The organism is Chromatiales bacterium (genome assembly GCA_020445605.1).
In the GTDB taxonomy this organism is placed as follows: domain Bacteria; phylum Pseudomonadota; class Gammaproteobacteria; order JAGRGH01; family JAGRGH01; genus JAGRGH01.
The window spans coordinates 16,094-42,906 of record JAGRGH010000033.1; the positions used below are offsets into that span (position 1 = coordinate 16,094).

The following is a 26,813-nucleotide window of genomic DNA, read 5'->3' on the forward strand; positions in this document are numbered from 1 at the left end:
ATTTCCCTAGTTGCAAGGTTGGCCTTTATGTTCCACAATCGGTTGAACCCTCACAATCCGTGAGGTTGAATTGTTGAACACGAGGAACACCATGTCGTCAACTGAAGAGTTTCGAAGGGAGTTCGTAGCTCGCCTGGTACTGGCGTGCGATGAGAGTCAGACAATCCCACCCAAGGATCAAGGGCGTCAACAGTACATATGTGAACGCCTTCAGGTAGCCCCCGAAGCGGTGAGCAAATGGTTTAACGCGAAGTCGATGCCGCGCCCGTTGCTAATGCAGAAGTTGGCATCGCTGCTGGGCGTGGATCACACCTGGCTGCACTACGGCATCAAGCCCGAGCTGGATCGCCGGGAGCGCCAGATCCATGCCAAGGGCTTGGAGGGGGCCGTGCACCTGGTGTGGGGGTTGATCGCACTGGCCGGCGGTCATTGTGGCACGCTGTCGGAGAAAGACCCACGACGCGACTATGTTGATTTCGTCGCAATGGTGAAGGGGGTTTCCTACCCCATGCGCGTCACCCTGGCCCGAGAGATCGCGCCGGATGTATACGAAGCCACTGTCGCCAAGGAATTCCGCGAATTGCGAAACGTACTTGTTGTCCAGATCGCGGACGGGAAGTTCCATTTTCTCGATCTTCCGTCCGATCTGGTCGAGGCGAAAAAGGAATTGAAAGAGGGCAATTTCGCCCTTCGTATCAAACGAGATTCCAAGCGCTACACGGTCGACGGGGAGTTGATTCCAAGGATCGTATCTTTCACCGACTTTTCGGATTGAAAAGCCGAAAGGTGGAGGACTTGCCGAAAAGTTGAATTTGATGATACTGTGCATTGCATAATGGTGCGGTGCGCAGATCGTGAATAACACAGTCCTCGAATTCGAAGACCAAATTGGTTTGAAACCGACGTCAGCTTGCCGGCTGATGGGTGTCGCCTATTCGACGTACGCGCAATACCGTTCCGGTCGACGCGATCTCCCCCTGTATCACGAACATCACATGCGGGCCTTGTTGTTGCTCGCCAAGGGGGAGTTGCGTTCATTGATTCTGGAATATGTCGATGACCTCTAGCATAAAAAGGTCCGCCGGCCTGGATGATGCGAGCAAAGCTCTTTTGTTTGAGGGTGCGAACCTTTCTCAACTTGGCGTGTTGTTCCGGATGGATCACCGGGTCCTGGTGGAGAAATTGCACGGCGTTGCGCCTAGCGGAAAGCGCGGTCACGCGTCAACATGGATGGTTCACGAAGTTGCCCCTTACTTGGTACGGCCTCACTATGACATTGAGGCGTACATCAAGCGGATGAACCATGCCGACTTGCCGAAGATGCTCACAAAGGAATTTTGGAGCGGGCAGCGGGCGAAGCAAGAATACCTGTTACTCGAAGGCGACCTTTGGCCGACTGCGAAGGTGGTTGAGGAAGTCGGCGAGCTGTTCAAACTGATGCGGATGCAAATCCGTCTCGCGAGCGATGCGGTTGAGCGTCAAACCGATTTGACGCCTCGCCAACGGACAATCATTCGCGGCCTGCTTGACGGCACGCTGAGTGATCTAACCGAGGCGATCAAGAAAAAATTTGCCCCGAAAGAAAGTGGTAATGCGGACCATGACGACGAAGAACTATGAGTCTGTCGGGGAAATCATTGCCGACCTTTCCGCATTCCTGAAGCCCCCCGAGAGATTGAGCGTAGCAGGGGCGGCAGAGAAATACCGCTATGTGAATCAGCCTGGCGCATTCGTCGGGCAGTGGGACAACACGGTCGCCCCGTACATGGTCGAGCCGATGAACGTCTTCGGCTCGCTTGAATACCAGGGGTTGATTTTCTGTGGCCCTGCGCAGTGCGGGAAGACGGACGGATTACTTATTAATCCGGTCCTGTATTCCGTCGTTGTTGATCCGATGGACACGATGCTTGTCTGTCCGACACAGGCCGCAGCGCGCGACTTTTCGATTCGACGGATCGACCGTTTGCACCTTCATTCGAAGGACGTCGGCGCGATGTTGTTGCCGAAGTCTGACGCCGACAACGTGTTCGACAAGCGCTACCGAAACGGGATGATCTTGTCCTTATCGTGGCCGACAACGACCGAACTTGCAGGTAAGCCGGTCGGCCGGGTGATCCTCACGGACCGCGACCGGATGGACGACGACATCGGCGGCGATGGTGAGCCCTACGACCTGGCCGCCAAGCGGACGACGACCTTCGGCAGTTACGCCATGACAGTGGCTGAATCTAGCCCGAGTCGATCAGTCAAGGACGACGGCAAGAACTGGATTCCATCGAGCCCGCACGAGGCGCCGCCGGCCGGCGGGATCATGGCGCTCTACAACCGCGGGGACCGCCGCCGCTGGCAATGGCCCTGTCTCTCGTGCGATCGATATTTTGAAGGGAAATTCGAAGACCTCCGTTACGACCGGCATCCGGGCATGACGAACCTCGAAGCGGCTGATTCCGTGCGTATGGTGTGTCCCCATTGTGGCGCCGAAATGCGCCCCGAAGATCGCGAGGAAATGCAGGCGTGGGGTCGCTGGGTCAAGGATGGTCAGTCGGTCGACCGTAGCGGCCGAATCGTGGGGCCTTCGCCGAGGACGATGATCGCATCCTTCTGGCTTCGCGGGGTGGCCGCTGCGTTCGTCTCGTGGCGAAAGCTACTTGCGCTCTACCTGGACGCTCTTGATGATTTCGAGCGCACCGGCAATGAAGAGTCATTGAAGAAGTTCTATAACAACGATCTCGGGGAACCCTACTATCGTCGCGCGAATAGCGATGTTCGAGTTCCGGAAGCGCTCAAGGGTCGGGCTGAAAATCTCCGGGAACGGCATATTCCCGTGGGTGTCCGCTTCCTGGTAGCGACGATCGACGTTCAGCGTAACCGTTGGGTGGTGCAGGTATTCGGCATCTTGCCAGGCACGCCGTTCGATACCGTGCTGATTGACAGATTTGAAGTGAAAAAGTCGAAGCGCGAGGACGAGGACGGGGAACGGCTATGGGTCAAACCTCACGCTTACCTGGAGGATTGGGACGAGTTGATTGAGCATGTCATCCTCAAGGAATACCCGCTCGATGATGACACAGGTCGAATGATGCGCTTGCGCCTTGTCGGTTGCGACTCGGGCGGTAAGGCCGGCGTGACCATGATGGCGTACAACTTCTATCGTCGACTGCGTAAGGACAACCTGCATCGCCGGTTCACCCTGGTCAAAGGTGAGCATACTCCGGGTCATCCGAGGGCTCGTATCTCCTATCCGGATAGCGATCGCAAGGACCAGAAGGCAGGGGCTAGGGGCGATATCCCCGTGCTGATGCTGAATTCGAATGTGCTGAAAGACGACTTAAACGGGCGCCTCGATTGTCTGGTGCCCGGATCTGGAATGTTCCGAATCCCAAATTGGATGCCGGATGCGGTTTACAACGAACTTTGCGCGGAGGTTCGCGGGGAAAAGGGATGGAAGAAGGTTCCAGGCAATCCGAACGAATCCTGGGATTTGAGCTATTACTGTATCGGGATGTGCGTTTCCGAGCTGTTGCGGGTCGAGCATTTGGATTGGAACAACCCGCCGGGGTGGGCCGAGGAATGGGACAAAAATGATTTGGTCCGTACGGCTGACGCAGAGCGCCGCTTTACAACCGGGGCCGAATCGGCTTACGATTTCGCCAAATTCGCAAAAGCCCTAGCATAATTTCGCCGGAGTTTCAACCAAATGGCAACGATTCAACAGCAATTGGACGAGGCGAAAGCCGCTTACCACGCTCTCAAGACGGGCCGTTCGGCGCGCGTCGTGGTGGACCAGAACGGCGAGCGGGTTGAATTCACCGCAGCGAATCAGGTCGGCCTCTACAACTGGATCAAGAGTCTCGAACAGCAGTTGTCGGGCTCGATCGGTGTTGTCCCGCAGAACATCGGCCCGGCGAGGTTCATTTTCTGATGGCTGACGTGACGATTCTCGGAGCGGATCAGAAGCCGCTACAGAAGGTGGCGCTAGGGGGCGGCCTGGAGGGTGCGGATCGCAGTAATCGCGAGCTGGCCCGCTGGTCCCCTTCTGTCGTGTCTGCCGACCAGCAAATCAACCCGGTCAAGGACGATGCCGATTTCCGTTCTCGTGACACGGTGCAGAATGACGGTTACACCGCAGGCGCCGTCTTCGTCCATCGAGATTCGATCGTAGGTTCCCAATTTCGTTTGAACGTGCAGCCGGATTACGACCTGTTGGGTGGTGACGAGGCTTGGGCCGAAGAGTATCAGCGGGTTGTCGAGTCTCGATTCAACCTGCTGGCCGACAGTGAGGAATGTTGGTTCGACGCCGGGCGAAAGCGGACGTTGACCGGCCTCATCCGTCTGGCTGTCGGTGGCTTCCTGTATACCGGGGAGATCCTGGGGGCGGTCGAGTGGATTCGCGAGCAGGATCGGCCGTTTCGGACCGCAATCCAGCTCACTTCGCCGAGCCGGCTATGCAACCCAGATGGGCAGTCGGACACTCGGTTCCTCCGTCGCGGTGTCGCTTCGAACTATCACGGTGCCCCGGTGGGGTACTGGTTTCGGAACGGACATGCGACCGAGACGTACGATCACCTGTCGTGGACGTGGCGCTACGTGGAAGCCCGCAAGCCGTGGGGTCGTCGGCAAGTGCTGCATATCTACGATCCGTTGCAACCCGACCAGACCCGCGGCATCGCCGACATGGTTGCAGCCTTGAAGCAAATGCGCATGACGCGCAAGTTTCAGGAAGTTGTCTTGCAGAACGCCGTCGTCAACGCGACCTACGCGGCAGCGATCGAATCCGAGCTGCCCCGAGAAGTGGTGTTCGGGTCGCTCGGCGCCGGGCAAACTGGCTTTGCCGAAACGCTATCGTCGTACATGGGTGCGCTTTCCGATTACGTCGGCAGCGCGAACAACATCGCGATTGACGGGGTGAAGCTGCCCCACCTGTTCCCCGGAACCAAGCTGAATTTGAAACCAATGGGCACGCCCGGCGGGGTCGGTAGCGGATTCGAGGAAAGCCTGTTGCGCTACACCGCGGCAGCGCTCGGGGTGTCGTACGAAGAACTTTCGCGCGATTACAGTCGCGGTAGCTATTCGTCGATTCGGGCCTCTGCGCTCCAGACCTGGCGGCACATGCAGGGGCGCAAGAAGAACGGCGCCGACAAGCTCGCGACCATGATTTTCACGCTTTGGCTTGAAGAAGAAATCAACGCGGGCAATATCCCGCTACCTCCGGGCAAGAAGCGCGACATCTTCTATGATCCGGTCATGCGCGAAGCGCTGTGCTCGTGCACCTGGATCGGATCGAGCCGGGGCCAGGTGGATGAGCTGAAAGAGACGCAATCGGCCTTGATGCGGATCAAAGGTGGCTTGTCGACGTACGAGAAGGAATGCGCGTCGCTGGGTGAGGACTATCGGCGGGTGTTCAAGCAACGTGCGCGCGAGCAACGAATGATCGACAGTCTCGGCCTTGAGTTCGACATGGACGCCAGGAAGTCGGGTTCGAACTCGGCGCAGAAAACCATGAAGGAAGACGAAGAAAGCGAGGATGTGGAAACGACCTGATGTCGAAAGTTACTTTTTGCTTTCTATCGGGTATAGTGCCGCATTGAATTCAACGCAAAGTGGAGCGCAAACGAAAAAGTGGATACCTCTCCGATTGAAAACCGCAGTGCGACGCGCGAGTTCGTGGCTCGACAAGCCATCGAGCGCATGAATCTGCGACAGGTTGCAGTAGCCCCGCATTACGGCGCCTTGATGGCGGATTTGCGGCGCATGTCTGCAATGTCGAACGAAGAGGCGACGGAAGCACTTTTCGCCAGGCGTTCCGAGCTGTGCGCCGCGTACGGGTTTGGTCCCGACAATCGGTCCAAGCCGTTCGCCTTCGCCAATGGCGTTGCGATCATTCCCGTGTCGGGGACACTCATCAATCGGTTCTCGGGTAGCTACGGCTTCGTTACCGGCTACAACTTCATCCGTTCGCAGAAAGACCTCGCGATGGGTGACGACGACGTGGACGGGATCATCTTCGATCTCAGCTCCTACGGCGGCGAGTACGCCGGATGCCTCGAAACCGCTTACGACATCATGTCGTCCCGCGGGCAGAAACCGATGCTCGGGGTGATCGATTCGAACTGCTATTCGGCGTGCTATGCCATCGCATCGAGTCTCGATCGTGTCGTGTCGATCCCCAGCGGCGGGGCCGGCTCGATCGGCGTCGTCACGATGCACGTCGACATGAGCAAGCTCCTGGACGATTGGGGCATCAAAGTTACTTTCATCCACTCGGGCGATCACAAGGTCGACGGCAATCCGTACGAATCCCTGCCCGACGATGTGCGCGCGAACATCCAGGAAGGTTGCGACGTCGCGCGCAAGGAATTCTGCACCCTGGTATCGGAGGGCCGTTCGCTTGATTTCAAGAAGGTCTTCGATACCGAGGCGCGATGCTACCGGGCCGAGGAAGCCGTGAATCTCGGCCTTATCGATGCCATCGCGTCGCCTCGTGAGGCGGCGTCGGCATTTCTGAGCGAGCTTTCCGGCTCGACACGTCAAAAAGCCAGCAAGGAACCTACCATGACCACCGAAGCGAATCAGCCGGGAGCTGCCAATACCCAACAGGCCGCGACCGAAGCCCGCAACACCGAACGTGCCCGGATTTCGGGGATCGTCGGCTGCGCCGAAGCCGAAGGCAAGAGCCAGCTCGCCAATCACCTGGCGTTCAAAACCGACATGAGCGTCGACGAGGCGAAGGCTGTTCTTGCCGCTGCCACGCCCGCCCCCGCCGCCGACCCGGCACCCGCCGCCGAGGCGAACCCCTTCAAGGCCGCGATGGATCGCGACAAGCATCCCGAGATCGGCGCCGCTGGCGACAGTGGCGAGAAGATGACGCCCGCGCAGCAGATCATGCGCGCCCAGGCCGCGGCGCACGGCAAGCCGTTGAACTGAACGGCGACCGGCATCGAGTTTCAATCGAACATCCATCATCGGAGAACTGAAAAATGAGCATCCTTGCATCGAGCGAGTCGCAAGACCTGAGCCCCGTCACCCCGTTGTTCGCGGGTTCGGCGCCGATCACCACGAACCGGGCGGCCGGCGGCGCGAACGTGAACCTCGCGGCGGGCACCGTTATCGCCCTGGTGAACGATCTCATCGTCGCCCATGACGCGGACGCCGTGAACGGTTCCGAAGTCGCGGTCGGCATCCTGACCGAAGCGCTGAACACCGTCGCTCAACCCGGCTCGTGGGCCGCCTACTACACGGGCGGCGACTTCAACCACGAGGCCCTGGTGTGGGACGCTGCCTTGAACACCCTGGCGCTTCGTCGCGCGGCGTTCGCGCAAACCGACACGATCAAGATCAGCGCAGTCAAGTAAGCGACTCGACGCGCGAACCAAACTCACTTTTGAATAGGAGTCCGCAATCATGGCATTCAGCCCCTTCGATCTCGCGACGTTGCAGGAAGTGCAGCGTCAGCAGATCACCCTTCCGATCTTCTGGCTGGCGTTCTTCGGCCGTACGATCAACTTCGATACCCCGTACATCGATTTCGAGACGGTCGATCGCCGTTACAAGAAGCTGGCCCCCTTCGTGGCGCCGACTGCGCAAGGCCGTATCATCAAAACGCAAGGCTCTTCGATGAAGCGGTTTTCGCCGGCCTACGTCAAGCCGAAGTCGGTCGTCGACCCGGCCAAGGTGTTCTCGCGCCAGCCGGGCGAGTTCATCTACCGGCAGATGAGTGCCGGCGAGCGGCGCCTGGCCGTCATCGCTGAAGAGCTGAAAGAGCAGAAGCAGCGCATCCAGAACCGGCTCGAATGGATGGCCGCGCAGGCTGTCATCATGGGATCGGTCACGGTGGCCGGCGAGGACTATCCGACCCAGGTCGTCGACTTTCAGCGTGACGCTTCGCTGACCGTCGTCCTCGCGGGCGGTGCGAAGTGGGACCAGGCCACGGGCGACCCGCTCGGCGACCTGCTGGACTCCCGTCGCAACGTGAACAAGCTGGCCGGTGTCACGGTGCGGCGCGTGGTCTTCGGTGCCGGCGCGTGGGATCTGCTGGCGACTCGCCTGGAGCTGAACAACCCGGCGAACGGCAATCTGCTGGATACCAACTTCCGCGGCAGCACAACCGACGTTTCGCGCATTCTCGAAGGCTTCGAAGGCGCCGAGTACGTGGGCACGCTGGCCGGTCGTAACGGGCAGGGCGCCATCGAGTGCTGGGTCTACAGCGCCACGTACGACGACGACTCGGACGCCGAGCAAGCCATGATGCACACGAACGACGTCGTGGGTGTCGGCCCGATCGACGGCGTTCGCTGCTTCGGCGCGATCCAGGACGCACAGGCCGGATACCTGCCGCTGGAGACGTTCACGAAGAACTGGTTTTCGGACGACCCCAGCGTCGAATGGCTGATGAGTCAGTCGGCGCCGCTGATGGTCCCGGCCGAGCCGAACGCCAGCTTCCGTATCCGCGTCGCCTGATGGCAACGAGGCGGCCCCCTTGACCGGGGGTCGCCAATTCAATTTACAAAGGAACTTTCAACATGCCCAAAATGGTCCCCCTGCAATCCGTCGTGCTCTTCCGCGAAGGCAAGCGTGTTCGTCCGCAGATCGGCAAGGTTTTCAATTTCACTGCCGACGAGATCGAAGAGCTGACCGAGGCGTCGCCCGAGTGTCTGCGCAAGCCGATCGCCGAAACGGACGGCGACCAGGCCGCCGACGCCAAGGAAGCTGCGGTCGGTAAGGCGCCGACGAAGGAACCCGCAAAGTCGGCGGCCGGCGGCAAGAAAGGCAACGACGAGCTGTAATGGCTTTCGATTTCGCCGCTTTGAAGTCAGAAGTTCGCCAGGCCGTCCACGACGTCCTGGCGGTTTCTGCTGTCTACTCCGACAGCGTTGTTCTCGAACCCGTCGAGATCACCGTTCGGTTTCATACGAAAATCGATCGATTCGGCGACCTGACGGAAGCCGGATGGTCCGAAGTGGTGGAGAACATCAATCGGGTCATCCTCAACGTGCCGCAGCTCGATGAATTGAACATCACTCCCCGCCGGGGTGGGGTCATCCAGATGACCGGAACCGGATTCGATGGTGTTCAATTGATCCTGAATGTGCAAGAGGCCGACACAGGTCCGATCGAAGAAATTTGGCAGGTGACGCTACCATGACGGTCGGCGTTGTCTTGCTCGGCGGAACGGATCTCGCGCGCTATTTCGAAGAGCTTCCCGAGATCGCGGAAAGAGCCGCGTCCCTGGCAATCAATCAGGTTGCCGAGCGTGACGGCATGACGCTGATTCGTCGCGACATGCGCGAGCAAATCGACTTTCCCCCGCGCTACCTTGAAGACGGGCGCCTGCGCGTCAAACGAAAAGCGTCCCCTTCGAACCTGCAAGCTGTGATCTCCGGTCGGGACCGCCCGACGTCCCTCGCTCGGTTCGCCGCCGGTCAGAATCCCGAGAACACCCGAGGACGTGGGGTTCGTTTGACCGTCAAGCGCGGAAAACGAGTGCTACTTTCGAAGGGTTTTCTAGTCAAACTCAAGGGCGGCAATACCGGACTAGCTGTGCGCCTCAAGAAAGGCGAAAAGCTCGCGAATTCGCAGGGCGCCCAGCGGCTCGCGGACAACCTGTATTTGCTGTACGGCCCTTCCGTCGATCAGGTGTTCCGCGGTGTCGCCGACGATCGCACCGACGATCTCGGGCGGATGGTGACAAACCAATTCCTGCGACAGTTCGCGAGGCTTTCCCGTGGCTGATTCCTACCGACTGGCAGTCCTCAAGGCTCTGACGGCCCAACTTGAAACGATCGCCGTTGCCGATGGCTATACGCACGACCTGGCGGGCCTCGTCTTCCGCGGTCGCAATCGCTGGGGTGAAAGCGACCCCGACGTCATGATTTCAATCCTGGAGAATCCGCGACCCGACATCGGCCAGTTTGCGGGCGAGCCGGAAGGGGCGCGGGCCGAGTCCTGGCCGCTCTTCGTTCAAGGCTGGGTGCCCGACGATATCGAGAACCCGACCGACCCGGCTTACGGGCTGATGGACGACGTTGAAACGTGCCTTGCCCGGATTACGGCAGTTGTCGACGCCACGGGCGAGCCGAAGTATCAAAGTGAGTTTTTGTTGGGCAACCGGATCACGAGTTTTCGATTCGGACCCGGCGTCGTTCGGCCGCCGACTGACGGGCTCTCGGTCAGAGCGTTTTTCTACCTGCCCGTCTACGTGGGTCTTGCCGTCACCTACGGCTAGGCGTATCGTTTGCGGGCGAAATCCACCGCAAGTTGAATTCAACACAAGGAGTTTTCAATCATGAGTATCACCGCAGACCTGAACGGCAAGAACTACGTCCTCGGCCGCGGCCGGGTGTATTTCGATCGCTACGACAGTAACGCCACCATCGACGCGAACACGGTCGGCCAGGGCGAGCTGTATTTCGGCAACACGCCCGAGTTCAACACGACCAGCGATTCGGAGAACCTGGAACACTTCGACAGCGACGACGGTATCAAGGTGAAGGACGATGCCGTCCAGCTCACGATGAACCGTTCCGGCACTTTCAAGTGCGACAACATCGCGTCCAAGAACGTCGCCCTGTACTTCCTTTCGGACGTCACCGCAGTTGCCCAAGCCGCGGCCGTCGACACCACCTATCAGGTCACGGTCAAGCCCGGCCTGTTCTACCAGATCGGCGCCGATGCTGCGAACCCGACCGGCGATCGTCTGATTTCGAACGTCACGATCGGCAAGGGTGTGGGCTTCGCGACCGACGTGCCGACCGCGGGCAACTGGCAGGTCGACGAAGTCCTGGGCCGGCTCTACGTGCTGCCCGAGTCGACCGACATCGACGCCGCCGGCACCCTGGTGCAGATCACCTACGACACGGCGGCCGGCAGTCGCGAGCAGATCGTTTCCAGCTCGGACTCGATCTACGGCGCCCTGCGTTTCGTGGCGAACAACCCGAAGGGCGAGAACAAGGACTACTACTTCCCTTATGTCAAGCTCGCTCCGGACGGCGACTACAACCTGAAGGGCGACGACTGGCAGGTGATGGGCTTCAAGTTCGAGATCCTGACGAAAGCCAGCAACATCAAGTCGGTCTACATCGACGGTCGCGCGGTCGCCGAGTAATCCATGCTGCGCGATTTCAAACCAGAAACGCGCGGGGTCAAGTTCTCGGGCGGTTCCTTCGAAGTTCGGGGGATCTCGCTTGAGGACTTGGCCGTCCTGGTGCGCACCCACCTTCCAGACCTGGAAACCCTGTTCCAGCTTTTCGAGCGGGCCGAGGAAATCGACGGCGGGGATCTCGACTCCCTGGCCGCTGCGGTCTTCCGCGAGGCGCCCGGCTTCGTGGCCAATGTGATTGCCCTGGCCGCGGGTGAACCTGACGAGGCGCCGACAGCTCAATTGCTCCCGTTCCCTGTGCAGGTCCAGGTCATCAAGGACGTCGCCGAACTGACTTTCAGCGAGGTCGGGGGCGTAAAAAAGTTTCTGACTATCGTCGCCTCTATGCTGGGGAGTCCGACGACGATAGGGGCGATGCGGGACAAGATTTCGAAGGGATTGGCGAAGGCTACGAAAGCCCCGTCATTCGCAGTTACATCGGACTCCGAAGAGACGTAAGCCTACTGCTGAGCGAAGGACATTGCGAGGCCAGGCGATACCCGATCGCTGTTGCCTGGTCCGAAGCCAGGATCGTGCGACAACGACACGGGGCGCGGGCGAAAAGGGACGCAGTAACTATGCAAATGGTTCTGGCGTCCCTTTTCTCAAAGGACGCCGGCAAGGCACTAGAAAAGCAACTTTCGAGGCTTGACGAAAGTGATTGATCGCAAAGAAATCGAACTTCTAATTCGTGCCCAGCTCAAGGGCAAGCAAGACCTTACGACAATCACGAAGTCGATTCGGGATCTCGAACTTGCCATTACCGAGCAGGCCGCGGCAGCAAAACGTGGCGAATCGTCGATCGACGATCTCAAAGCTACTTTGCTCGGGCTCCAACAGGTCCAGGATCGCCTCGCGTCGAATGCCGACCTGATAGGCCGTTTCCAGCGGCAGTCCGATGCGATCGGAAAAACGGCCGAACGGGTCGAACGCACGGCGAAGGCGTACGAGGAATACCAGAAGAAGCTCGCCGCCGCCGATTCGGTGACGGAGAAGCAACAGGATCGGCTCGTCAAGCTGTCTGTCGCCGCAGAGCGTGCACAGACCGCATTTGACCGGCAGAAGGGCAATATCGAGAAACTGGCGTCCGCCCTGCGGGAAGCCGGGGTCGCGACCGACGATCTTGCAGGCGCCGAAACCCGAGTACGCGACATCGCGGCGCAGATCGGCGTGGCGATCGGCACTGCCCAGCAAGCCATTGCAACCTATGCGACCGACGTGCGGTCCGCTCGCGATGCGCTGCGCGAGAAAGAGCAAGTCGAGAAGGACGCAATCAAGACCGCGCGCCAGTTTGCCGAGGCCGAGGATCGAGCCGCGGACGCCGAGCGTCGACGTGCCGAGAACGCCGCCGAGGTCGACCGCATCCTGTCGGAGCGGAAGGCCCGATCGGCAGCGCAAGGGAACGAGTTCCAAGCCCTGGCCGAAGAGTCGGCCCGAGCCCGCACCCTGGCTGAATTGAAAGCCGACATCATCGCTCGATCTGAAGAGCAGTTGAAGATCGAGAAAGAGCTGGCGAAGACCGATGCCCTCGGGAAGACCGCGGACGAAGCCGTTACGGCAGCTCGGGCTTACGGCACGCTGGGCAGGGCGTCCGACGATCTGCGCAACAAGGGGGCATCGCTGCGCGATACGATCGCCGGCATCGTCAACCCGGCTCAAGGTGCGCGCCGTTCAATCGAAGGGATCGAGCAAGAGCTGGCCCAGCTCGCGACCGGCATCCGCTTGATCGACGGCCCGGTTCAGGAAGCCAACGGCAAATTCACCGCCCTGGCCGCAGTCAGCCGGGAGCTAGGCAAGCAAGCCACCCTGGTCGACGGATTCCGGAACCAGGTGGCCGCATTGCGCGCCGCTCGTGCCGAGTACGTCAAGGCTCGCGATGATGTGCGCAAGTTCGCCGACCAAGTGCGCCAGGGTGGCGTCGAGGGTGAGCAGGCGACAGCGAAACTCGCATCCGCATCCGCCCGAGCAAAGGTCGCCGGGCAAGCCCTCCGTCAACAGGTTGAGGCGGCCCGTGCCAGCCGACAAGCCCTGGCCGACGTCGGTCTTGAAACGAACAACCTGGCAGCGTCCGAAAAGCGTCTGACCGATGCCGCTCGATCCGCCACGTCTTCGGTCGAGAGTCTGTCGCGTGCGGTGAATCAGTACGGCCGGGCAACGGAGGATGCGAGCAAGAAAGTTCGTTTGTTCGGCGACGGCGGTCGGACGACCCTTTCCCTGTTGCAACGGATTCGAGGCGAGATCCTGGCTCTTGCGGCAAGCTATGTCGGCTTGTACGGCGCCGTCCAGCTCGCGGGCGACGCGATCCAAGCGGCTTCGGCTCGCGAGGGGATCAAGAATCAGTTGTCCCTGTCGGTCGGGAACAACCGCGAGGCGATCGACGCCGAATACGCCTACGTCAAGGCGCAGTCAGACCGTATCGGAATTGAGTTCGAAACGGCGGCACAGGGTTACACGAAGTTCGCTGCCGCCGCCGCCCTGGCCGGTCGAAAACGCACGGAAATTCGCTACATTTGGGAAGCCTTCGCCGAAGTTGGACGGGTTGCCAATCTTAGCGCCGCCGACATGCAGGGCGTTTTCAAGGCAATCGAGCAGATCACTTCGAAAGGAAAGATCCAGGCCGAAGAACTTCGGGGACAGCTCGGCGACCGGCTCTTCGGCGCCTTCCAGGTGGCCGCAAAGGCACTTGAGGACCAGTTCCCGAATCTCGATAAGGCGATGGAGCGGGGCGAAGTTTCCGCGAATCAGCTCATCGCGATTGCCCTCAAGTACCGCGAGATCGTCGGCGCCCAGCTTCCCGCGGCAATCAACAGCACGTCGGCCGCGCAAGCGCGGTTTGCGAACGCCGTTCTTGATTTCAAGCTGGCCATTGCCGACTCGGGCTGGCTGGAAACCTACACCGAGACGATCGGCAAGCTGACCGAGTTTCTGCGAAGCGATGACGGACAGCGCACGGCGCAGAACATTTCAAGGGCGTTCGAGGCGTTCGGTAGCTTGGTGATCTTCCTGCTGGACAACCTGGAAGCCGTGAAAGTTGCGGCCGGCGGAGCGGGCCTGGCACTAGGTTCGATCATCGCTGCTACGACTATCCGTTCGATCGGAACCCTCGTGACCGGCCTCAAGGCTCTCCGTTTGTGGGCCGTACAGGCAGGGGGTGCACTCGGGGCGTTCTCCGCTCAATGGCCGATCTTGGCGACCGTGGTCAAAGGGGCGATCGGGGTCATCGGTTCGGCGTTCCTCGGCTGGCAGATTGGCACATGGGCAAATGAGCAGTTCGCCATCGTGCGGAAGGGCGCCGTCCTGCTGGTGACGGGGCTCGATGAGGGCTGGACGCGGATCAGCTACGGTGCACGAATCCTGTTCGCCGACCTGGGCGAGTTCGCTCGCCGCGGGTTTGCAACGATGGTGACGGCTGCATCGAACGGGCTGAAAGGCATTCTTGGCACGTTCCGCGATGGCCTGCTGGCTCTCGGCAACACGGAAGCCGCGGAAGGGCTCGGCCGGATCATCGACGGGTTGACGGTGAGCTTCGACGTTCAGGGGAGCAAGGCCGGCGAGCTGCGTAAACAGATGGAGCGCGACCTTGCGCAGATCCGGGCCATCCGAAAGGACATGCTCGCGGATGCTGAAAAGTCACTTTCCGAAGCTGGCAAGTCGACGAAGCGGGCCGTCAACCAGCTTGGCCAGCCGACCCCGTTCCCCGGCATCACCCCCGGAGGGAAACCCCCCGCTGCGACAGAAAAGGACATCACCGCTCGCCGGAATTTGATCGAAGAGATTACCCGTTCCCTGGAAACCCTTGATGCAAAAATCGACCGGAGTTCGAATCAAACTCTTGCGAACCAGCTTGAAGCGGTGGATCTTCAATATGCCGCTTTGGCGCGCAAGATCGAGAAGGTGGGTGGGGATACCGGCAAAGCGTTCATGACGCGCTTGGCCGAGTCGACGGGTGAATTGAAGGTCCAGATCACGGACAAATTCAATCGAGACTTGGTACGTGCGCAAGAAGAGCTGCAAAACAAGTTGGAGGACGGCGAAGCCCTGGCCGGCAAGCGTAGCAAGTTCGAGCTGGACAAGCGACTAGATGCAGTCGCCAAGTCGTACGCCGACAACTACCGGAAGATCGCGGATCTCCGGGAAACCCTGTTGCGCAACGACCTGGACACGACGCCCGCCGATCTTCAGCGGGATCGCCTGGACGGCCTCGTCCTTGAATTGCAGAACATCGAGCGGATCAAGTTCGCCAAGGAAGAATTGAATCGACTCGACGGGCAGGCCATTGACTTGATCGATCTGCGCCGCGAGCGTATCGAAGCGGTGCGATCCGCTCTCGAAGCGGGCTTCATCGACGACAAGGCGGCGGCCGAGCAGATCAATCGAATTCACGCCGAAGCGATCCCGAACATCGTTGCTGCCGCCGAGGCTACGAAGGCATGGGCTATCGCTCATTCCGCGATCTTCAAGAGTCCCGAGGACATGGATCTCTACATCGCGCGGCTCGACACGATCATCAATCGGGCTCGAACGGTGCAGACCGAGTACACGACGCTGGAGAAGGTGGCGATCCGCTCGGCGACAAACGCTGCGAACGAAGGTATCGAGAAGATGGTAGACGCCTTCGCCGACGTGGTGAGTGGGCAGAAAGGCGTCGTGAGTGGTTTCGAAGCAATCCGCCAATCGACGATCGGGCTGTTCAAACAGTTCTTCAAGGATATCGTCGTCGCGATTGCCAAAATGGCTTTTTTCAATGCCCTCAAGCGTTCGTCGATCCCGTTTGTTTCAGACATCGGGCAGGCGGGCCTGGCGAGCGTCGGTGTCTTTCACTCGGGCGGCATCGTCGGCGCCGGCCCAAGTCGTACTCGGGTCGTGCCTTCCGCCCTGTTTGCGAATGCACCGCGGTATCACTCGGGCGGATTCGTGGGCCTGCGACCCGACGAGTACGCGGCAATCCTGCGCAAGAATGAAGAAGTCCTTTCGGAAAGCAACCCGAGGAACATCCGGAACATCGGGGCAGTTCCGGAGAAGCGCGGAAGTGGTCAGCCGGTCGTGCAGGGGCCGCTTCAAGTCCAACTCCACCCCGACGCTATGCGCATGACCCTGCGCGACTGGTTCGAAGGTGAGCTTACCCGTTCCCTGGCTACCCGATGATTATCGCCCTCCCGTCCTCAGTTCGCGCTGATGCATCCACCCTGGTGGTTGTTTTGGCACAGCCGTTTCGCGGCGTGACCTGGTCCCTCGATGGACCCGGTACCCTCGATGTCATTTCAAATTTCACCGACGATGCCGGTCGTGCGTACGCGAGGTTCACGCCCGCTGCGGCCGGCGACGTCGCGACCGTGAGCGCAGAATATGGCACTTAGTTTACTGGCCGGTCCGATCACCCTTACTTACAAGGGTCAGCCTGTCGTCCCTGTGTCGAGCAAAGCCACCATGTGGGCCGACGAGGTCGGTTTTGTTTTCGGGGCAAATACAGTCGACGGTTACCTTGGGGGCCTGGTGGCAGGGCTAGACGGCGTTGCGCGGCACCGTGGCAGTTCGCATGGGGACGTGTTTGCGGCGATCGTTCACAATCTATCAGATAAGACGCTCGCGCTATGGTTATCAAACGCCACTGAATACGACAGCGCCGATCCGTTCGTTTTCGCAGGGCAAGGGGTGTCGTACCCTGTCGACTGGCAAGGACCGTTCGCGATCGTCAAAGACCGCTGGTTGAGCTGTCTGAATCAGACCCTATACTTCATCCCACTGCACACCGCCGCCGCCGCAGTGAGCGAAGTCGCGTTGCCTGTGCATCTGAATCAGTACGGGTGGATTACTCCGGGCAGGTTTCGCAACTCGATGATGATCGCCGGGCAATCCGGGGTGGGCTTTGAATACGATTGGGTTGAAAAGTCATTTTTCGGATTCACTCGTCAATTCGGAATTACTTGCAGTGATGGCGTTTTCTATTCAAAACGACTTGGCGTCTGGTTGACTTTTTCGAGAGCTACCGGGCCGACTCGAACCGAAATGCGAATTTGGGCCGATGAAGTTGTGCCTGTGAATGCTTCCGACCCGGTTGCAGGCGGGAACGTTGAGAAGGGGCGTCCAGTCACCATGCAATCGACTTTGACCGGCGCGCATGGTGATCCCTGCATAGGGTTTCCGGTAAATTGGTCGATCGTTGCTGGCCAGGGTTTCATCAACCCGACCCAATCCGTGAGCAATGAAAACGGGACCGCCGAAACCACTTTGATACTCGGGGCTCAGGCGAGCGGCAATATTCAAATTCAAGCAGACTGGGTGTTTTGATGCCTTTGAAGAAAGTCTTCGAAACGGTAAATATCCCTTACCGAGATTATCGGCGCCCATTCGGCACCGGGATTTATGCATCATTTCCGGATTCCCACCCGGAACTCATTGCGCCGCCACGTCAGTATTACGAAACCCTATGGTTTTCGAATCAAGGGGGGATTCAGGGGTTGTTCACAGAAGGCGGTCAAGATAGCCCTGTTATCATTTGTCTGCAGGCCAAAGTTCAGACTGTCGAATGGCCTGGCTATCAAATGGTGATCTATCGTTTTAACGGGGTCACGGGTGATGCATATTCATACGAAGAACTGCCATTCGATATTGATGCCCTAATTTCGCCGGCTTATCTGTATATGCGGTATATGACGACAGTGGGTGACGGAAACTACTGGAGTTCAAACGGCCTGTCGCAGCCAATACGGAAATTCGATCGGCCGTTGGGTTCGGTGATAGCCTCTATTGAAAATAACTTTTGGGGGAAAAATCCGGATGACAACCCGTCATTGCAGCCTGCCCCTTATCTATTCTTTATCGATGAACCTAACGATCTGGTAGTAGGGTATCCCTATTATTTCGGATCTCCGTACGGTAATGTGAAAACTGGTCTTTACGTGTGGCGTTTTTCTGACGGTGCCTTTATTCGTCGGATACCAGTGATCGGGCAAGGCAGTGATGTTTTCCGCGAAGACGGCACGCGCTGCTACGCAGTTTCAACAACCGGAATTCTAACCCTGGTTAATTACGCGAGCGGCGAAGTTCTCGGGGTGCTTGGCTTTGGTACACAATTTGAAAAGGCTTACGGCAGAGTTCGATTTGCATGGGATCGTTTCTATCGAAGGATTCTCGTCGCAATCTGGACATCAGATAACGCCGATGGATCTTCTACCGTCAAGGTCGAAGCGTACTATCCACAATCGTCTGTCGTTGGAATGAGTAAGCCGATCCCTCTTGCGGTTCCACGAAAAGGGCGTACAGTTCCACTTTTAGTTGAAGTGCGAGGGGACGCCGGGGAATTTGTACAGGCGCAAATGATCGACCAGGTGTCGTCAGGACAGGCGAGCGTCAAGCCGGCCCGGAAAGCGACCGATGGTTACGGGTGCGCGACGTTCTCGATGAAATGCACGGATACCGGAACTGTAACAACTGACGCAAGCACGGTGATTGAATGACAACTCTTACCAGCTCGGCAACCCTGGCAATCGGTGACGCCCCGACCGCGGTCGAGTCCGTTCAAATCAACGTCATTCCCGTTGCTGCCCCTGGCACTGGCAAGGGGCGCCTCGTGCACCCGACTCTCGGGACGTACGATTACCACTACAAGCCCGATGCCTGGCGCAATTTCGACGGCGATATCGTCGTCCCGCCGGTATGGGGTTCTGCGCAGACCCTGACGAGTGCGACCAATGCCGTTTGGCCTGGCTCCATCCGTGATGTCACCGTGGAAGAGCTGTGGACCGGCGAAGGCGGGATCTCGATGCGCACCGAACAACTGCGCATGTTCCTGGCCATGTGGGCGACCCCGGTCGATCCGGCCGATGGTGCAATCGAGTGGTATCCGAGCTACACGTCATCACTTGGATTCAAAGTCGCAATCGTCGAAGTGATCTCGGGCCAGCAAGTTACTTTTGACGACCTGGCCCGTGCCAAGGATCGATTGCGCTACCCGGTCACTTTGAAAATGAGGATTCTCGATCGTGCGTGATGACGTCAGCGCGTATGCATCGAAAGACGTTGCTCGGAACGTCTCGATCAAGGTGTTTGCGAGTTCGACTTGGGCCGCCCTCGTGTCCGAAACCGCAACTGGTGGTTTCGAGCTGGGGCCGTTCGCCGCATCTTGCCGTCACTCTTCGTCTGAGCTTGCCGTCAACCTGACGTTCTCAAATGAACTGTATGGGGCTAATCAGCCGAAGCCGGGCGACCTGGTTTCGGTCGTTGTCGACGGCATGGTCAGCTTTAACGGCCAGATCGAATCCGTGTCGGACTATCGCGAACAGCGGGGCAATCGCAGCATGTCGATCACCGCGAGATCGCGCGACGCCACGCCAAACTGGCGGGATCTGCGGTGGACTACGGAAATCTACCCCCCTGGAAGTGACGTGATGCAGATTGTGCGCGACGTCTTGCGGGGCCTTGGCATGACAGGGACGCAAGTCCGTCTGCCGAACACCAGTGTTCGTACAGTGCATTCCGGGGTACAGCTTGCCGATATGGACGCCTGGCGGATGCTGGAAGCGTTGTTCTTCCCGCTGCTGGCCTATCCGACGATCGATGCGGTCGGGCGTTTTCATTTCATGGACCGCGACGTCACCCGAGAAGCCGACGTCGAGCTGGGGTCGGATCGGGTAGTTTCGATTCAAGGGTCAAGGTCGAAGGCCCCGATTACGGCAATGCGGATCAAATGGCTTGACCCGAGCATGACCAAGTCGATTCAGCAGTCGCAGAAGCTTGCGACAGTGAGTCTGACGGCTGGATTCTTCCAACAGCATCAAAAGCAACGCACTTATTGGTCTGACGATCGCAGGCAGCGCGCGCAAAACACTTACATGGAAATCATTCAGTCGGTGAACAGCGGCTTATTGCCAGTCGGCGATGAGGATTATGAAATCATCGACGACTGGCACGGGAAAGTCACAGTTACTACAAAAGCCTGGGTGCCAACCTTGGCAACGGCCGCAATCGTTGCAAAACTCGCGGCTCACAAAATTCCGGATTACGCACCCCCTTTCGGTGGGCCGACGATTCCGATCGGCCGTATTGTTGAGGGGACGGCGGACGTGTTTCTGTTTTTAACGATGATGTCAATCGGCAGTGGGGTCTACGACATCTACGGTGAACCTTTCGAGTGGATTCACCAAATCAACACGACCGAAGCTTACAACGATGCTTCGCCAGATTGGATTCGAAATGAAGTTGAAATCGAATCCGATTTGATCGTATCAAGCGAGCACGCGCAATCACTGGCCGCATCTGAGCTGCTGTATCGCAGCTATGAGCCGCAGTCCTGGAATGCCACGATCGTCGACGATCTGCGTATCGAGAAGGGCGATATCGTCGCCCTGGCTGACGGCTCCAGGCTCTACGTGACCGACTACAACCGCGATTTGAGCCGCGGGGCACCGGCCGTCCTTGCCTTGCAGGGGTTCCGGGTATGAGCGGGCTATTAACCTACCTTTCGCAAGCGGTCGTCGACGGCAGTGTGCGCGAGATCGACGGAAAGGTGCTTTCTCGCCCGGCCTTACTCGTGTCGGACGGGGTTGGGGCCACCTATGCCTGCGACGTCGACATCGGCCAGGTGGGGCGCAATGCCGTGACGGCCGAAGAAGAGGCCGTCCCGCTGCGAAATGTGCCAATTTCGACCGGCGTGCGCGAGCTGACGTATGCCGATGTCGGTTCGGCGGTGCGCTTGCGTCGATCGGACAGCGGGCGTTTCGAGATCGTCGGCTTTTCCCGTCGCGCGCCTGGCAACTACACACGGGTTCCGGTGACGGTGCCCGAGCCCGCCATCGGTCCGGTTCAGTACGACATCGGCGCGGTGGTTGAAATTGGATTGAGTACCAGGGTCATCCCATACGACGAGCTGCAGGATCTGCCCGGAGGTTACGGGGCCGTCCCGTATGGCGCTTACGGTATCTATCGCGGATCAATACTTATTGAGATCAAAGCATGACTATTGCATTGCAACGATTCGTCAACGGCGACACCGCGTACATCGGAAAGCACAATTCAAACGCGAGTGCGATCGAAACGGCGATCAATTCGCTCGAATCCGCTGTCGCCGCACAAGTGGCCGCCGCTGGAAAGTTCCTTGCCTTGACCGATGCTCCAGGTAGCTACGTCGGTAGCGCCAACAAGGTCGTCACGGTAAAGGCAACGGAAGACGGCTTGCAGTTCTCCGATGCCGCGGCCCCATCATCCTTCGTTGGATTGAGCGACACCCCGGCGGCATTCACTGCGCACGCCGGGCAGCGGGTTGAAGTCAACGGGACGGAGGACGCCCTTGTTTTCGTCGATAACGGCTTTCTCAATCTCGGGGACACGCCGACAGACTACGGCGGGCACGGCACAAAGTTAATTGCGGTCAAGTCCGACGAAAGCGGGGTCGAGTTTGTCGCGGCTTCCGCCCCATCCAGTTTGCTTGGATTGAGCGATACGCCCGCGGCTTTCACGTCTCAAGGGGGCAAGGTTCTGGCGGTAAACGTTACCGAAGATGCTGTCGAGTTCATCGACATTGTCGGAGCCACTGGCGGCACGTTCCTCGGGCTGACGGACACCCCGGCGGCCTTCACAGGCGAAGCGGGCAACGCACTGGTTGTTAACGCCACCGAAGATGGCGTCGATTTTGCGCCAATCGTACCGACCAGTTTTCTCGCGTTGAGCGATACTCCGGCAGCTTACACAGGGCTTGCTTACAAGCTTCTGATGATCAACGGCGACGAGGACGGCATCGAAGTTACGGACGCCGCAACGCCGACCAGCTTCATTGGTCTGACGGATTCGCCGGGTTCCTACGCGGGCCAGGGTGGACGGTTCGTCCAGGTGGCCGGGGACGCCTCGGGCTTGACCTTCGTCGACATTGTGAGTGGTGATATTTCCGACATTTCGGAAACGATCCAGGACGTAGTGGCCGCAGCTTTGATCGGGGCCGGGCTCACTGTCGGCTACGACGATCCCAGCGGTCAAATAACAATAACTTTGCCGGCACAACCGTACGTGATGGGAACGACCATCAACGGTAAGCCGGCGGCAAACTCCAGACTGTTGTATCACCCTGTCCCTGGTGGAATTACTGCAACCATCCCTGCGGGAATGACCAATACGCGATTTGAAGCGTCGACGGCGGCAACAGCTCAAACAGATTTTGACGTTCAAAAAAACGGGGTCAGTGTAGGCACGATTCGATTCGCTGCCGCCGGTACTGTGGCCACGTTCATTGCGGCGTCCGCGATCACCCTGGACGGCAGCGCAGGCGATTACCTGGAAGTTTTTGCGCCAGGTACTCAGGATGCAACGCTGTCCGATATCGGCGGTTCAATTTATTCGACGAGGGCTTCGTAATGGCACTGCTTTGGCACGACGGGTTCAATCTCCAGGACGCCGACGACGTAAAACTGTTTTACGACTCCCTGGCTGGAGGGGTCAATTGCGGTAATACGCAACCCCGTACCGGGCAAAGTTACTTCAGGGCGTTTGCCAGCGGCACCGTCGATATTCGAAAGAATATTTCCCCTGGCAGCACTACGCTAATCATTGGTTTCGGCTTTCGGATCGACAGCGGAAGCAGTGCGACAGAAACGACGATTTTCGAGGTAGGTGAAAGTGCGATCACGCACTTGACGCTTCGGCTCGTGAGTTCAACCGGGCTTATTCGTCTTTACGATGGGGCCGGTTCCATGCTTGCCGAGGGGGCTACCGTGTTTCCGATCGGACAGGGTGCGAACGACTGGCGATTTGTTGAACTGAAAGTCACCCTGGCGGACTCCGGTTCCTACGAATTGAAAATCGAAAATGCGGTTGAGTTTTCCGGGTCTGCGGATCTCAATAACGGCGGGACCGGGGTTGCGACCTATGTCGCGATGAGAAACACAAACGGTTCTGTTTTCGCTGCATGGGACGATTTGTATGTACTCGACAACACAGGTTCGGATTTGAACGACTATTTGACAAGTTCGTTCAAAATCGAAAGCCTCTTCGTCACTGCAGCCGGGGACTTGGCGCAGTGGACTCCCAGCGCCGGATCGAATTACCAGAATGTCGACGAGAACACAGCGTCTGGCCATGACGGAGACACGACATACAATTCTGCAGGCTCTACGGGCCTGATCGATGCGCACAATTGCGCGGACTTGACCGGGAGCCCGAGTACGATCCTGGCTGTTTGCGGAGGGATGATTGCTCGAAACGACGACGTCGGATCATCGGCAGTGAAAATTGGGGTGCGTAGCTCCGGTGTTGCCAGCACAGAAACCGAGCGAACGCTTCAGCCGGCCTACGATGGGTATCACGGTGATTATCAAAAACTAGATCCGAACACCGGATCGGCATGGGCGTTGTCTGCGGTTAATGCCGCACAGGTGCAGTACGAGAGGACGACATAATGGCTGCGCGCGTCACGAAAGTATGGGTTGACGCGATCAGTCTGACCGATCCCAAACCTCGCGTTACGAAGGTGTGGGTTGACGTGCTGAGCGGCACAACGCCAGACCCACGTGTAACCATGAGCTGGATCGACGTTATCTATATGGAATCGCTGGCCCCTGAAAGCGAACAACAACAGCCGATCGTGAGTATTTGCACATGACCAGTTTGTGGAGCTTTTTACCGGCGCACGGGACCGTCTGCCTCGCCTACGCGCCCCCGTGGTACGTCCCGCTCCTGGCCACATTGCTCGCAATCACGGTCGCAAGCTACTTTGCGATAGGCATCGTGCTTGTGTCGCACGCCCTCCGTCGACGTCTTGCGATAGCCCGAGAATTGGCATGGATGTATGGTGTTTTTGTTTTTGTTTGCGGAATTACACACGCTGTTGCTGCTGTGACTTTGTATGTCGGAGGGAAAGCATACCTTTGGTTGCTAATCACGACACTCGTAATGGCGTCGACATCACTAGCAGCGGCCGCCGCAACCGTCGTATTGAAAAGGAAAGCTGATGCTATCGGATCCCGCATCGATCACATATCGCTGGCTGACAAGCTTCGCGACAACTGATTTTGCCAGTCTTTTAAAAGCGGCTTTCGGTGGGTTTTTTGCAGCCGGTGGGGCCGTACTTGCTGGCGTTTCGGACGGCGTGCTTGTTGCGACGATCGGGGCGATCGGGACTGTTTTGGTTGCGATCGTCGGGGTTGTGCCTGCCATGCGCAGGATCGGTATCGAGCAGTCCGATAGCTTAATGCGGGCTCAAGTTGGCCTTGTCGAACAGCTACAAGATGAAATCAAACGTTTGCACGACGAGCGTATAGCTCGACGTTCGGAGTTCGCGATAGAACACGCATCGATGCGCGCTGAAGTGGCGCAGCTAAGGCAAGACCGTGATGTAACAATGAAGGCACTTCGGGAGGCGCATGAAAAATTGTGCGAGTGCGTTAAATGCCGTGACGATCTCGCGTCCAAAATTGGTGGACGTCGATTCACAGACCAGCCGGGCGACGGGTCGTGAAACAGGAGGTTAGGAAGATGGGAACGAAAGATTCAAATCAAGCGAAACACATCGTGGACAGTCGGACATTTATTTCGGTGTTCGCGATGGCGATCCTGACGTACTTCACGGAAGAGCACGGGTTGCTTGTCGAGCTGCTGGGTGAAAAAGCGGCATCGAAAGTAGCAATCATCATCGGCGCAATCGCCGTTGGCTGGAGAGCGGTCACTACTCAGCGGATATCGATGAGTGCGCCGATCACGTTCCTCGGATTGCGGAAGCCCCGAGATCGTCAGCGAGGGTCGGCAGTCTGGCAGATCCTCGCGGTGATCGTGCTCATTGCGATCGTTGTAACACTAATCGAAGTGGAAGCTGTGCGCTTTTTTCTTCGATCCCTAATTTGGCTACCCATCTAAGGGACGCCAGCGGAAACCGACTAAACGATTCAAATTTCGCAGTGTTTAGTCGGTTTCCATCGGTGTTAGAGACTCGGGGAGAAGGGCGGCCGATCGCGAGGCGTCAGCAGCGTAGTACGTGTCCCTGAGCAAGCGGACGTCCTTCGTTCCAATCGCGTACGAGAGTTCGAGCACGTCCAGGTGCTTCGCGAGCCGCGTCGCCGCCTCGTGCTTCAGATCGTGGTAATGCAAGTCTTCGATCCCCGCCATGTCGCGGGCCTTGCGCCAAAGGCTGTCCCGCTGGCTGTCGTCAAGACCCACGATGTAGGGTGGCCGGGTAAAGCCTGGCTTGGGGAGCTGGTCCGCCGGCATCGAGGCAACCAGGGCGTCGAGTACCTTGATCGCCCGCCTGGTCAACGGCACGTTGCGACTCGGGTCGACCTGGGCTCGACCGCTGCGCGAGGACTTGCGCCCGCCTCGCTCGATCGCGGCAACGTGGATGGTCTTCCGATCGCGCCAGTAGTCGGCGGGCCTCAGTCGCAGGATCTCGCCCGAGCGCATGCCAGTCTCAAGAGCCAGCAGGAACGAGGCGCCCACCCTGGCCGTCAGGGTTCGCAGCTCGGGATCTGAGGCTAGGCCGGTGCTGATTTCAAGGGCGCGAATCTCGCTTGGGGACAGCAGGGGACGCTTGCGGGGACGGCCCCGTTCCGGACGGCGTGCCCCGTAGCATGGGTTCACCATCAGCCAGTGGCGATCCTTGATCCCGTAGCTGAAGGCGGCCGACATCAAATTCAGTTCGCGGTTCACGGTGGCCGGGCTGACGGTGCGCCCTTTGCTGTCGGGCGTCGTGAGGCGCCGTTCAATCCATTCGTTCACGTCGTGGGTGATGACCTTGCCCAGCTTCAGCTCGGCGATCGGGTCCGAAAGCCACTTGACGATCCGTAGGTGGTTCCACTTGGCCGAGTCGGTCTTGCTCGCGACCGCCACCAGGTAGGCATCGAAGAGCTGGCCGACCGTCATCGAGGCGCCCCGGATGCCTTCTACCTTGTTGACGGCCTTCCGGCGCTCCATTTCCTCGCCCCAATACTCGGCCTCGGCCATCGTGTCGAAGGTGGCCGACTTCTTCTTGCCCCCCGGCAGTCTGACCACGGCTCGCACGGAGTCGCCGCGAGGTTCGTACGATGCCATACTGTGTCCCCAACCGATTGTGTGGGGACAGTTTTGGGGACGTCCGGGGGGCATGTCAACCGGGAAGAGGCGCAGATAGTGGGGTTAAAATGGGGGACAGTGTCCCCAAAGAATCGTAGGGCGTGGAAAGAAAAAGCCCCGCAAATCAAGGATCTACGGGGCTCTCTCGGTTTTAGGTTTGGTGCCCAGAAGAGGACACAGAGGGTGCGCCGTTGCTGGGATTCCGGAGGTTTGGGGACAGACCTGTCCCCTAGTTCTTACGGTCGTCCGTCGTTGCGTAACTGATTCCAGCCAGGAACGCCTCGCGGATTGCCCATCCGTGCCATGCCGGCGGATCTGTAAAGTCGCTCGTTGGGAGTACGGAGTTCACGTACGCATAGGCCGCCTCAACGTCTGCGTGGAGCGGCCCACCATCGGTAGGAGCGCGTTTGTCGTGCTCCGGTGTTATCACCGCAGGGTAATTCAAAGGACTTCTGCGTTCCATTGCTCTTCCTCGAAAAGTTACTTTCTATATCCTGGAGATATTTGCCTGCGGGCATATTAACGTCTGTTATGCGGCATCAGCATTCAGCTTTTCCATGATGTCAGCCGCAAGCTGTTCCAGCGCCTCTGGTGGCATTTCAATCTCAGAGGGCGTCTGCGCTCCACGCGACCGAACAGAAAGAGTCAACGTGCC

General features: G+C 58.8%; 27 protein-coding genes. 26 read left to right on the plus strand and 1 reads right to left on the minus strand.

Annotated elements, in window-relative coordinates:
- Window positions 1–91 precede the first annotated feature (91 nt).
- The 26 genes from KDG50_06985 (at window position 92) to KDG50_07110 (ending at window position 24,970) form a co-directional block, all read left to right on the plus strand.
- A complete protein-coding gene (locus KDG50_06985; protein MCB1865159.1) occupies window positions 92–775 on the plus strand; it encodes a helix-turn-helix transcriptional regulator in 684 nt (227 codons plus the stop codon).
- A gap of 79 nt (window positions 776–854) precedes the next feature.
- A complete protein-coding gene (locus KDG50_06990; protein MCB1865160.1) occupies window positions 855–1,067 on the plus strand; it encodes a hypothetical protein in 213 nt (70 codons plus the stop codon).
- Window positions 1,057–1,620, plus strand: coding sequence for a hypothetical protein (locus tag KDG50_06995; protein ID MCB1865161.1), 564 nt, complete (start codon window positions 1,057–1,059; stop codon window positions 1,618–1,620). Before KDG50_06990 ends, KDG50_06995 begins: the two co-directional genes overlap by 11 nt.
- Complete coding sequence (locus tag KDG50_07000) at window positions 1,601–3,676, plus strand: phage terminase large subunit family protein (protein MCB1865162.1); 2,076 nt, start codon at window positions 1,601–1,603, stop codon at window positions 3,674–3,676. The genes KDG50_06995 and KDG50_07000 overlap by 20 nt, the downstream gene beginning before the upstream one ends.
- Window positions 3,677–3,697: 21 nt before the next feature.
- On the plus strand, window positions 3,698–3,922 hold the full coding sequence (locus KDG50_07005) for a phage tail protein (GenBank protein ID MCB1865163.1): 225 nt from the start codon (window positions 3,698–3,700) through the stop codon (window positions 3,920–3,922).
- Window positions 3,922–5,541: a phage portal protein gene (locus tag KDG50_07010; protein MCB1865164.1), complete on the plus strand. Its 1,620-nt coding sequence runs from the start codon at window positions 3,922–3,924 to the stop codon at window positions 5,539–5,541. The genes KDG50_07005 and KDG50_07010 overlap by 1 nt, the downstream gene beginning before the upstream one ends.
- 147 nt (window positions 5,542–5,688) lie before the next feature.
- The gene (locus KDG50_07015; GenBank protein ID MCB1865165.1) at window positions 5,689–6,924 is read left to right on the plus strand and encodes a S49 family peptidase; all 1,236 of its coding nucleotides are present in this window, start codon (window positions 5,689–5,691) and stop codon (window positions 6,922–6,924) included.
- Between the two features lie 53 nt (window positions 6,925–6,977).
- Window positions 6,978–7,352: a head decoration protein gene (locus KDG50_07020; GenBank protein ID MCB1865166.1), complete on the plus strand. Its 375-nt coding sequence runs from the start codon at window positions 6,978–6,980 to the stop codon at window positions 7,350–7,352.
- Between the two features lie 49 nt (window positions 7,353–7,401).
- Window positions 7,402–8,457 (plus strand): major capsid protein, encoded by a 1,056-nt coding sequence (locus tag KDG50_07025; GenBank protein MCB1865167.1) that lies wholly within the window; start codon window positions 7,402–7,404, stop codon window positions 8,455–8,457.
- Window positions 8,458–8,519: 62 nt separating this feature from the next.
- Window positions 8,520–8,783, plus strand: a complete 264-nt coding sequence (locus KDG50_07030; protein ID MCB1865168.1) for a hypothetical protein — start codon at window positions 8,520–8,522, stop codon at window positions 8,781–8,783.
- Complete coding sequence (locus tag KDG50_07035; GenBank protein MCB1865169.1) at window positions 8,783–9,142, plus strand: hypothetical protein; 360 nt, start codon at window positions 8,783–8,785, stop codon at window positions 9,140–9,142. Before KDG50_07030 ends, KDG50_07035 begins: the two co-directional genes overlap by 1 nt.
- Window positions 9,139–9,729: a hypothetical protein gene (locus tag KDG50_07040; GenBank protein ID MCB1865170.1), complete on the plus strand. Its 591-nt coding sequence runs from the start codon at window positions 9,139–9,141 to the stop codon at window positions 9,727–9,729. Before KDG50_07035 ends, KDG50_07040 begins: the two co-directional genes overlap by 4 nt.
- Window positions 9,722–10,222 (plus strand): hypothetical protein, encoded by a 501-nt coding sequence (locus tag KDG50_07045; GenBank protein MCB1865171.1) that lies wholly within the window; start codon window positions 9,722–9,724, stop codon window positions 10,220–10,222. Before KDG50_07040 ends, KDG50_07045 begins: the two co-directional genes overlap by 8 nt.
- Before the next feature lie 60 nt (window positions 10,223–10,282).
- A complete protein-coding gene (locus KDG50_07050) occupies window positions 10,283–11,101 on the plus strand; it encodes a hypothetical protein (GenBank protein ID MCB1865172.1) in 819 nt (272 codons plus the stop codon).
- A gap of 3 nt (window positions 11,102–11,104) precedes the next feature.
- A complete protein-coding gene (locus tag KDG50_07055; protein MCB1865173.1) occupies window positions 11,105–11,593 on the plus strand; it encodes a hypothetical protein in 489 nt (162 codons plus the stop codon).
- Window positions 11,594–11,791: 198 nt separating this feature from the next.
- The gene (locus tag KDG50_07060; protein MCB1865174.1) at window positions 11,792–16,279 is read left to right on the plus strand and encodes a tape measure protein; all 4,488 of its coding nucleotides are present in this window, start codon (window positions 11,792–11,794) and stop codon (window positions 16,277–16,279) included.
- Window positions 16,280–16,480: 201 nt separating this feature from the next.
- Window positions 16,481–17,422 carry an Ig-like domain-containing protein gene (locus KDG50_07065; protein MCB1865175.1) on the plus strand — a complete coding sequence of 314 codons (942 nt, stop codon included), beginning with the start codon at window positions 16,481–16,483 and terminating at the stop codon, window positions 17,420–17,422.
- Between the two features lie 5 nt (window positions 17,423–17,427).
- Window positions 17,428–18,591, plus strand: a complete 1,164-nt coding sequence (locus KDG50_07070; protein ID MCB1865176.1) for a hypothetical protein — start codon at window positions 17,428–17,430, stop codon at window positions 18,589–18,591.
- Window positions 18,588–19,124, plus strand: coding sequence for a hypothetical protein (locus tag KDG50_07075; GenBank protein ID MCB1865177.1), 537 nt, complete (start codon window positions 18,588–18,590; stop codon window positions 19,122–19,124). The genes KDG50_07070 and KDG50_07075 overlap by 4 nt, the downstream gene beginning before the upstream one ends.
- A complete protein-coding gene (locus KDG50_07080) occupies window positions 19,117–20,574 on the plus strand; it encodes a hypothetical protein (protein ID MCB1865178.1) in 1,458 nt (485 codons plus the stop codon). The genes KDG50_07075 and KDG50_07080 overlap by 8 nt, the downstream gene beginning before the upstream one ends.
- On the plus strand, window positions 20,571–21,089 hold the full coding sequence (locus KDG50_07085) for a hypothetical protein (protein ID MCB1865179.1): 519 nt from the start codon (window positions 20,571–20,573) through the stop codon (window positions 21,087–21,089). Before KDG50_07080 ends, KDG50_07085 begins: the two co-directional genes overlap by 4 nt.
- Window positions 21,086–22,477, plus strand: coding sequence for a hypothetical protein (locus tag KDG50_07090; GenBank protein MCB1865180.1), 1,392 nt, complete (start codon window positions 21,086–21,088; stop codon window positions 22,475–22,477). Before KDG50_07085 ends, KDG50_07090 begins: the two co-directional genes overlap by 4 nt.
- Window positions 22,477–23,517, plus strand: coding sequence for a hypothetical protein (locus KDG50_07095; GenBank protein MCB1865181.1), 1,041 nt, complete (start codon window positions 22,477–22,479; stop codon window positions 23,515–23,517). Before KDG50_07090 ends, KDG50_07095 begins: the two co-directional genes overlap by 1 nt.
- On the plus strand, window positions 23,517–23,720 hold the full coding sequence (locus KDG50_07100) for a hypothetical protein (GenBank protein ID MCB1865182.1): 204 nt from the start codon (window positions 23,517–23,519) through the stop codon (window positions 23,718–23,720). Before KDG50_07095 ends, KDG50_07100 begins: the two co-directional genes overlap by 1 nt.
- Before the next feature lie 348 nt (window positions 23,721–24,068).
- On the plus strand, window positions 24,069–24,575 hold the full coding sequence (locus KDG50_07105) for a hypothetical protein (protein MCB1865183.1): 507 nt from the start codon (window positions 24,069–24,071) through the stop codon (window positions 24,573–24,575).
- A 17-nt stretch (window positions 24,576–24,592) separates the two neighbouring features.
- On the plus strand, window positions 24,593–24,970 hold the full coding sequence (locus tag KDG50_07110; protein ID MCB1865184.1) for a hypothetical protein: 378 nt from the start codon (window positions 24,593–24,595) through the stop codon (window positions 24,968–24,970).
- A 45-nt stretch (window positions 24,971–25,015) separates the two neighbouring features.
- On the opposite strand, the gene KDG50_07115 is transcribed toward KDG50_07110, so the two are convergent.
- The gene (locus KDG50_07115; protein ID MCB1865185.1) at window positions 25,016–26,137 is read right to left on the minus strand and encodes a tyrosine-type recombinase/integrase; all 1,122 of its coding nucleotides are present in this window, start codon (window positions 26,135–26,137) and stop codon (window positions 25,016–25,018) included.
- Between the last annotated feature and the right edge of the window lie 676 nt (window positions 26,138–26,813).

Bases quoted from the DNA above. Each gene is read 5' to 3' on its own strand.
- KDG50_06985 (MCB1865159.1), top strand. From the start codon at position 92: ATGTCGTCAACTGAAGAGTTTCGAAGGGAGTTCGTAGCTCGCCTGGTA.
- KDG50_06995 (MCB1865161.1), top strand. From the start codon at position 1,057: ATGACCTCTAGCATAAAAAGGTCCGCCGGCCTGGATGATGCGAGCAAA.
- KDG50_07000 (MCB1865162.1), top strand. From the start codon at position 1,601: ATGACGACGAAGAACTATGAGTCTGTCGGGGAAATCATTGCCGACCTT.
- KDG50_07005 (MCB1865163.1), top strand. From the start codon at position 3,698: ATGGCAACGATTCAACAGCAATTGGACGAGGCGAAAGCCGCTTACCAC.
- KDG50_07010 (MCB1865164.1), top strand. From the start codon at position 3,922: ATGGCTGACGTGACGATTCTCGGAGCGGATCAGAAGCCGCTACAGAAG.
- KDG50_07015 (MCB1865165.1), top strand. From the start codon at position 5,689: ATGAATCTGCGACAGGTTGCAGTAGCCCCGCATTACGGCGCCTTGATG.
- KDG50_07020 (MCB1865166.1), top strand. From the start codon at position 6,978: ATGAGCATCCTTGCATCGAGCGAGTCGCAAGACCTGAGCCCCGTCACC.
- KDG50_07025 (MCB1865167.1), top strand. From the start codon at position 7,402: ATGGCATTCAGCCCCTTCGATCTCGCGACGTTGCAGGAAGTGCAGCGT.
- KDG50_07030 (MCB1865168.1), top strand. From the start codon at position 8,520: ATGCCCAAAATGGTCCCCCTGCAATCCGTCGTGCTCTTCCGCGAAGGC.
- KDG50_07035 (MCB1865169.1), top strand. From the start codon at position 8,783: ATGGCTTTCGATTTCGCCGCTTTGAAGTCAGAAGTTCGCCAGGCCGTC.
- KDG50_07040 (MCB1865170.1), top strand. From the start codon at position 9,139: ATGACGGTCGGCGTTGTCTTGCTCGGCGGAACGGATCTCGCGCGCTAT.
- KDG50_07050 (MCB1865172.1), top strand. From the start codon at position 10,283: ATGAGTATCACCGCAGACCTGAACGGCAAGAACTACGTCCTCGGCCGC.
- KDG50_07055 (MCB1865173.1), top strand. From the start codon at position 11,105: ATGCTGCGCGATTTCAAACCAGAAACGCGCGGGGTCAAGTTCTCGGGC.
- KDG50_07065 (MCB1865175.1), top strand. From the start codon at position 16,481: ATGGCACTTAGTTTACTGGCCGGTCCGATCACCCTTACTTACAAGGGT.
- KDG50_07075 (MCB1865177.1), top strand. From the start codon at position 18,588: ATGACAACTCTTACCAGCTCGGCAACCCTGGCAATCGGTGACGCCCCG.
- KDG50_07085 (MCB1865179.1), top strand. From the start codon at position 20,571: ATGAGCGGGCTATTAACCTACCTTTCGCAAGCGGTCGTCGACGGCAGT.
- KDG50_07090 (MCB1865180.1), top strand. From the start codon at position 21,086: ATGACTATTGCATTGCAACGATTCGTCAACGGCGACACCGCGTACATC.
- KDG50_07095 (MCB1865181.1), top strand. From the start codon at position 22,477: ATGGCACTGCTTTGGCACGACGGGTTCAATCTCCAGGACGCCGACGAC.
- KDG50_07100 (MCB1865182.1), top strand. From the start codon at position 23,517: ATGGCTGCGCGCGTCACGAAAGTATGGGTTGACGCGATCAGTCTGACC.
- KDG50_07105 (MCB1865183.1), top strand. From the start codon at position 24,069: ATGCTATCGGATCCCGCATCGATCACATATCGCTGGCTGACAAGCTTC.
- KDG50_07110 (MCB1865184.1), top strand. From the start codon at position 24,593: ATGGGAACGAAAGATTCAAATCAAGCGAAACACATCGTGGACAGTCGG.
- KDG50_07115 (MCB1865185.1), bottom strand. From the start codon at position 26,137: ATGGCATCGTACGAACCTCGCGGCGACTCCGTGCGAGCCGTGGTCAGA.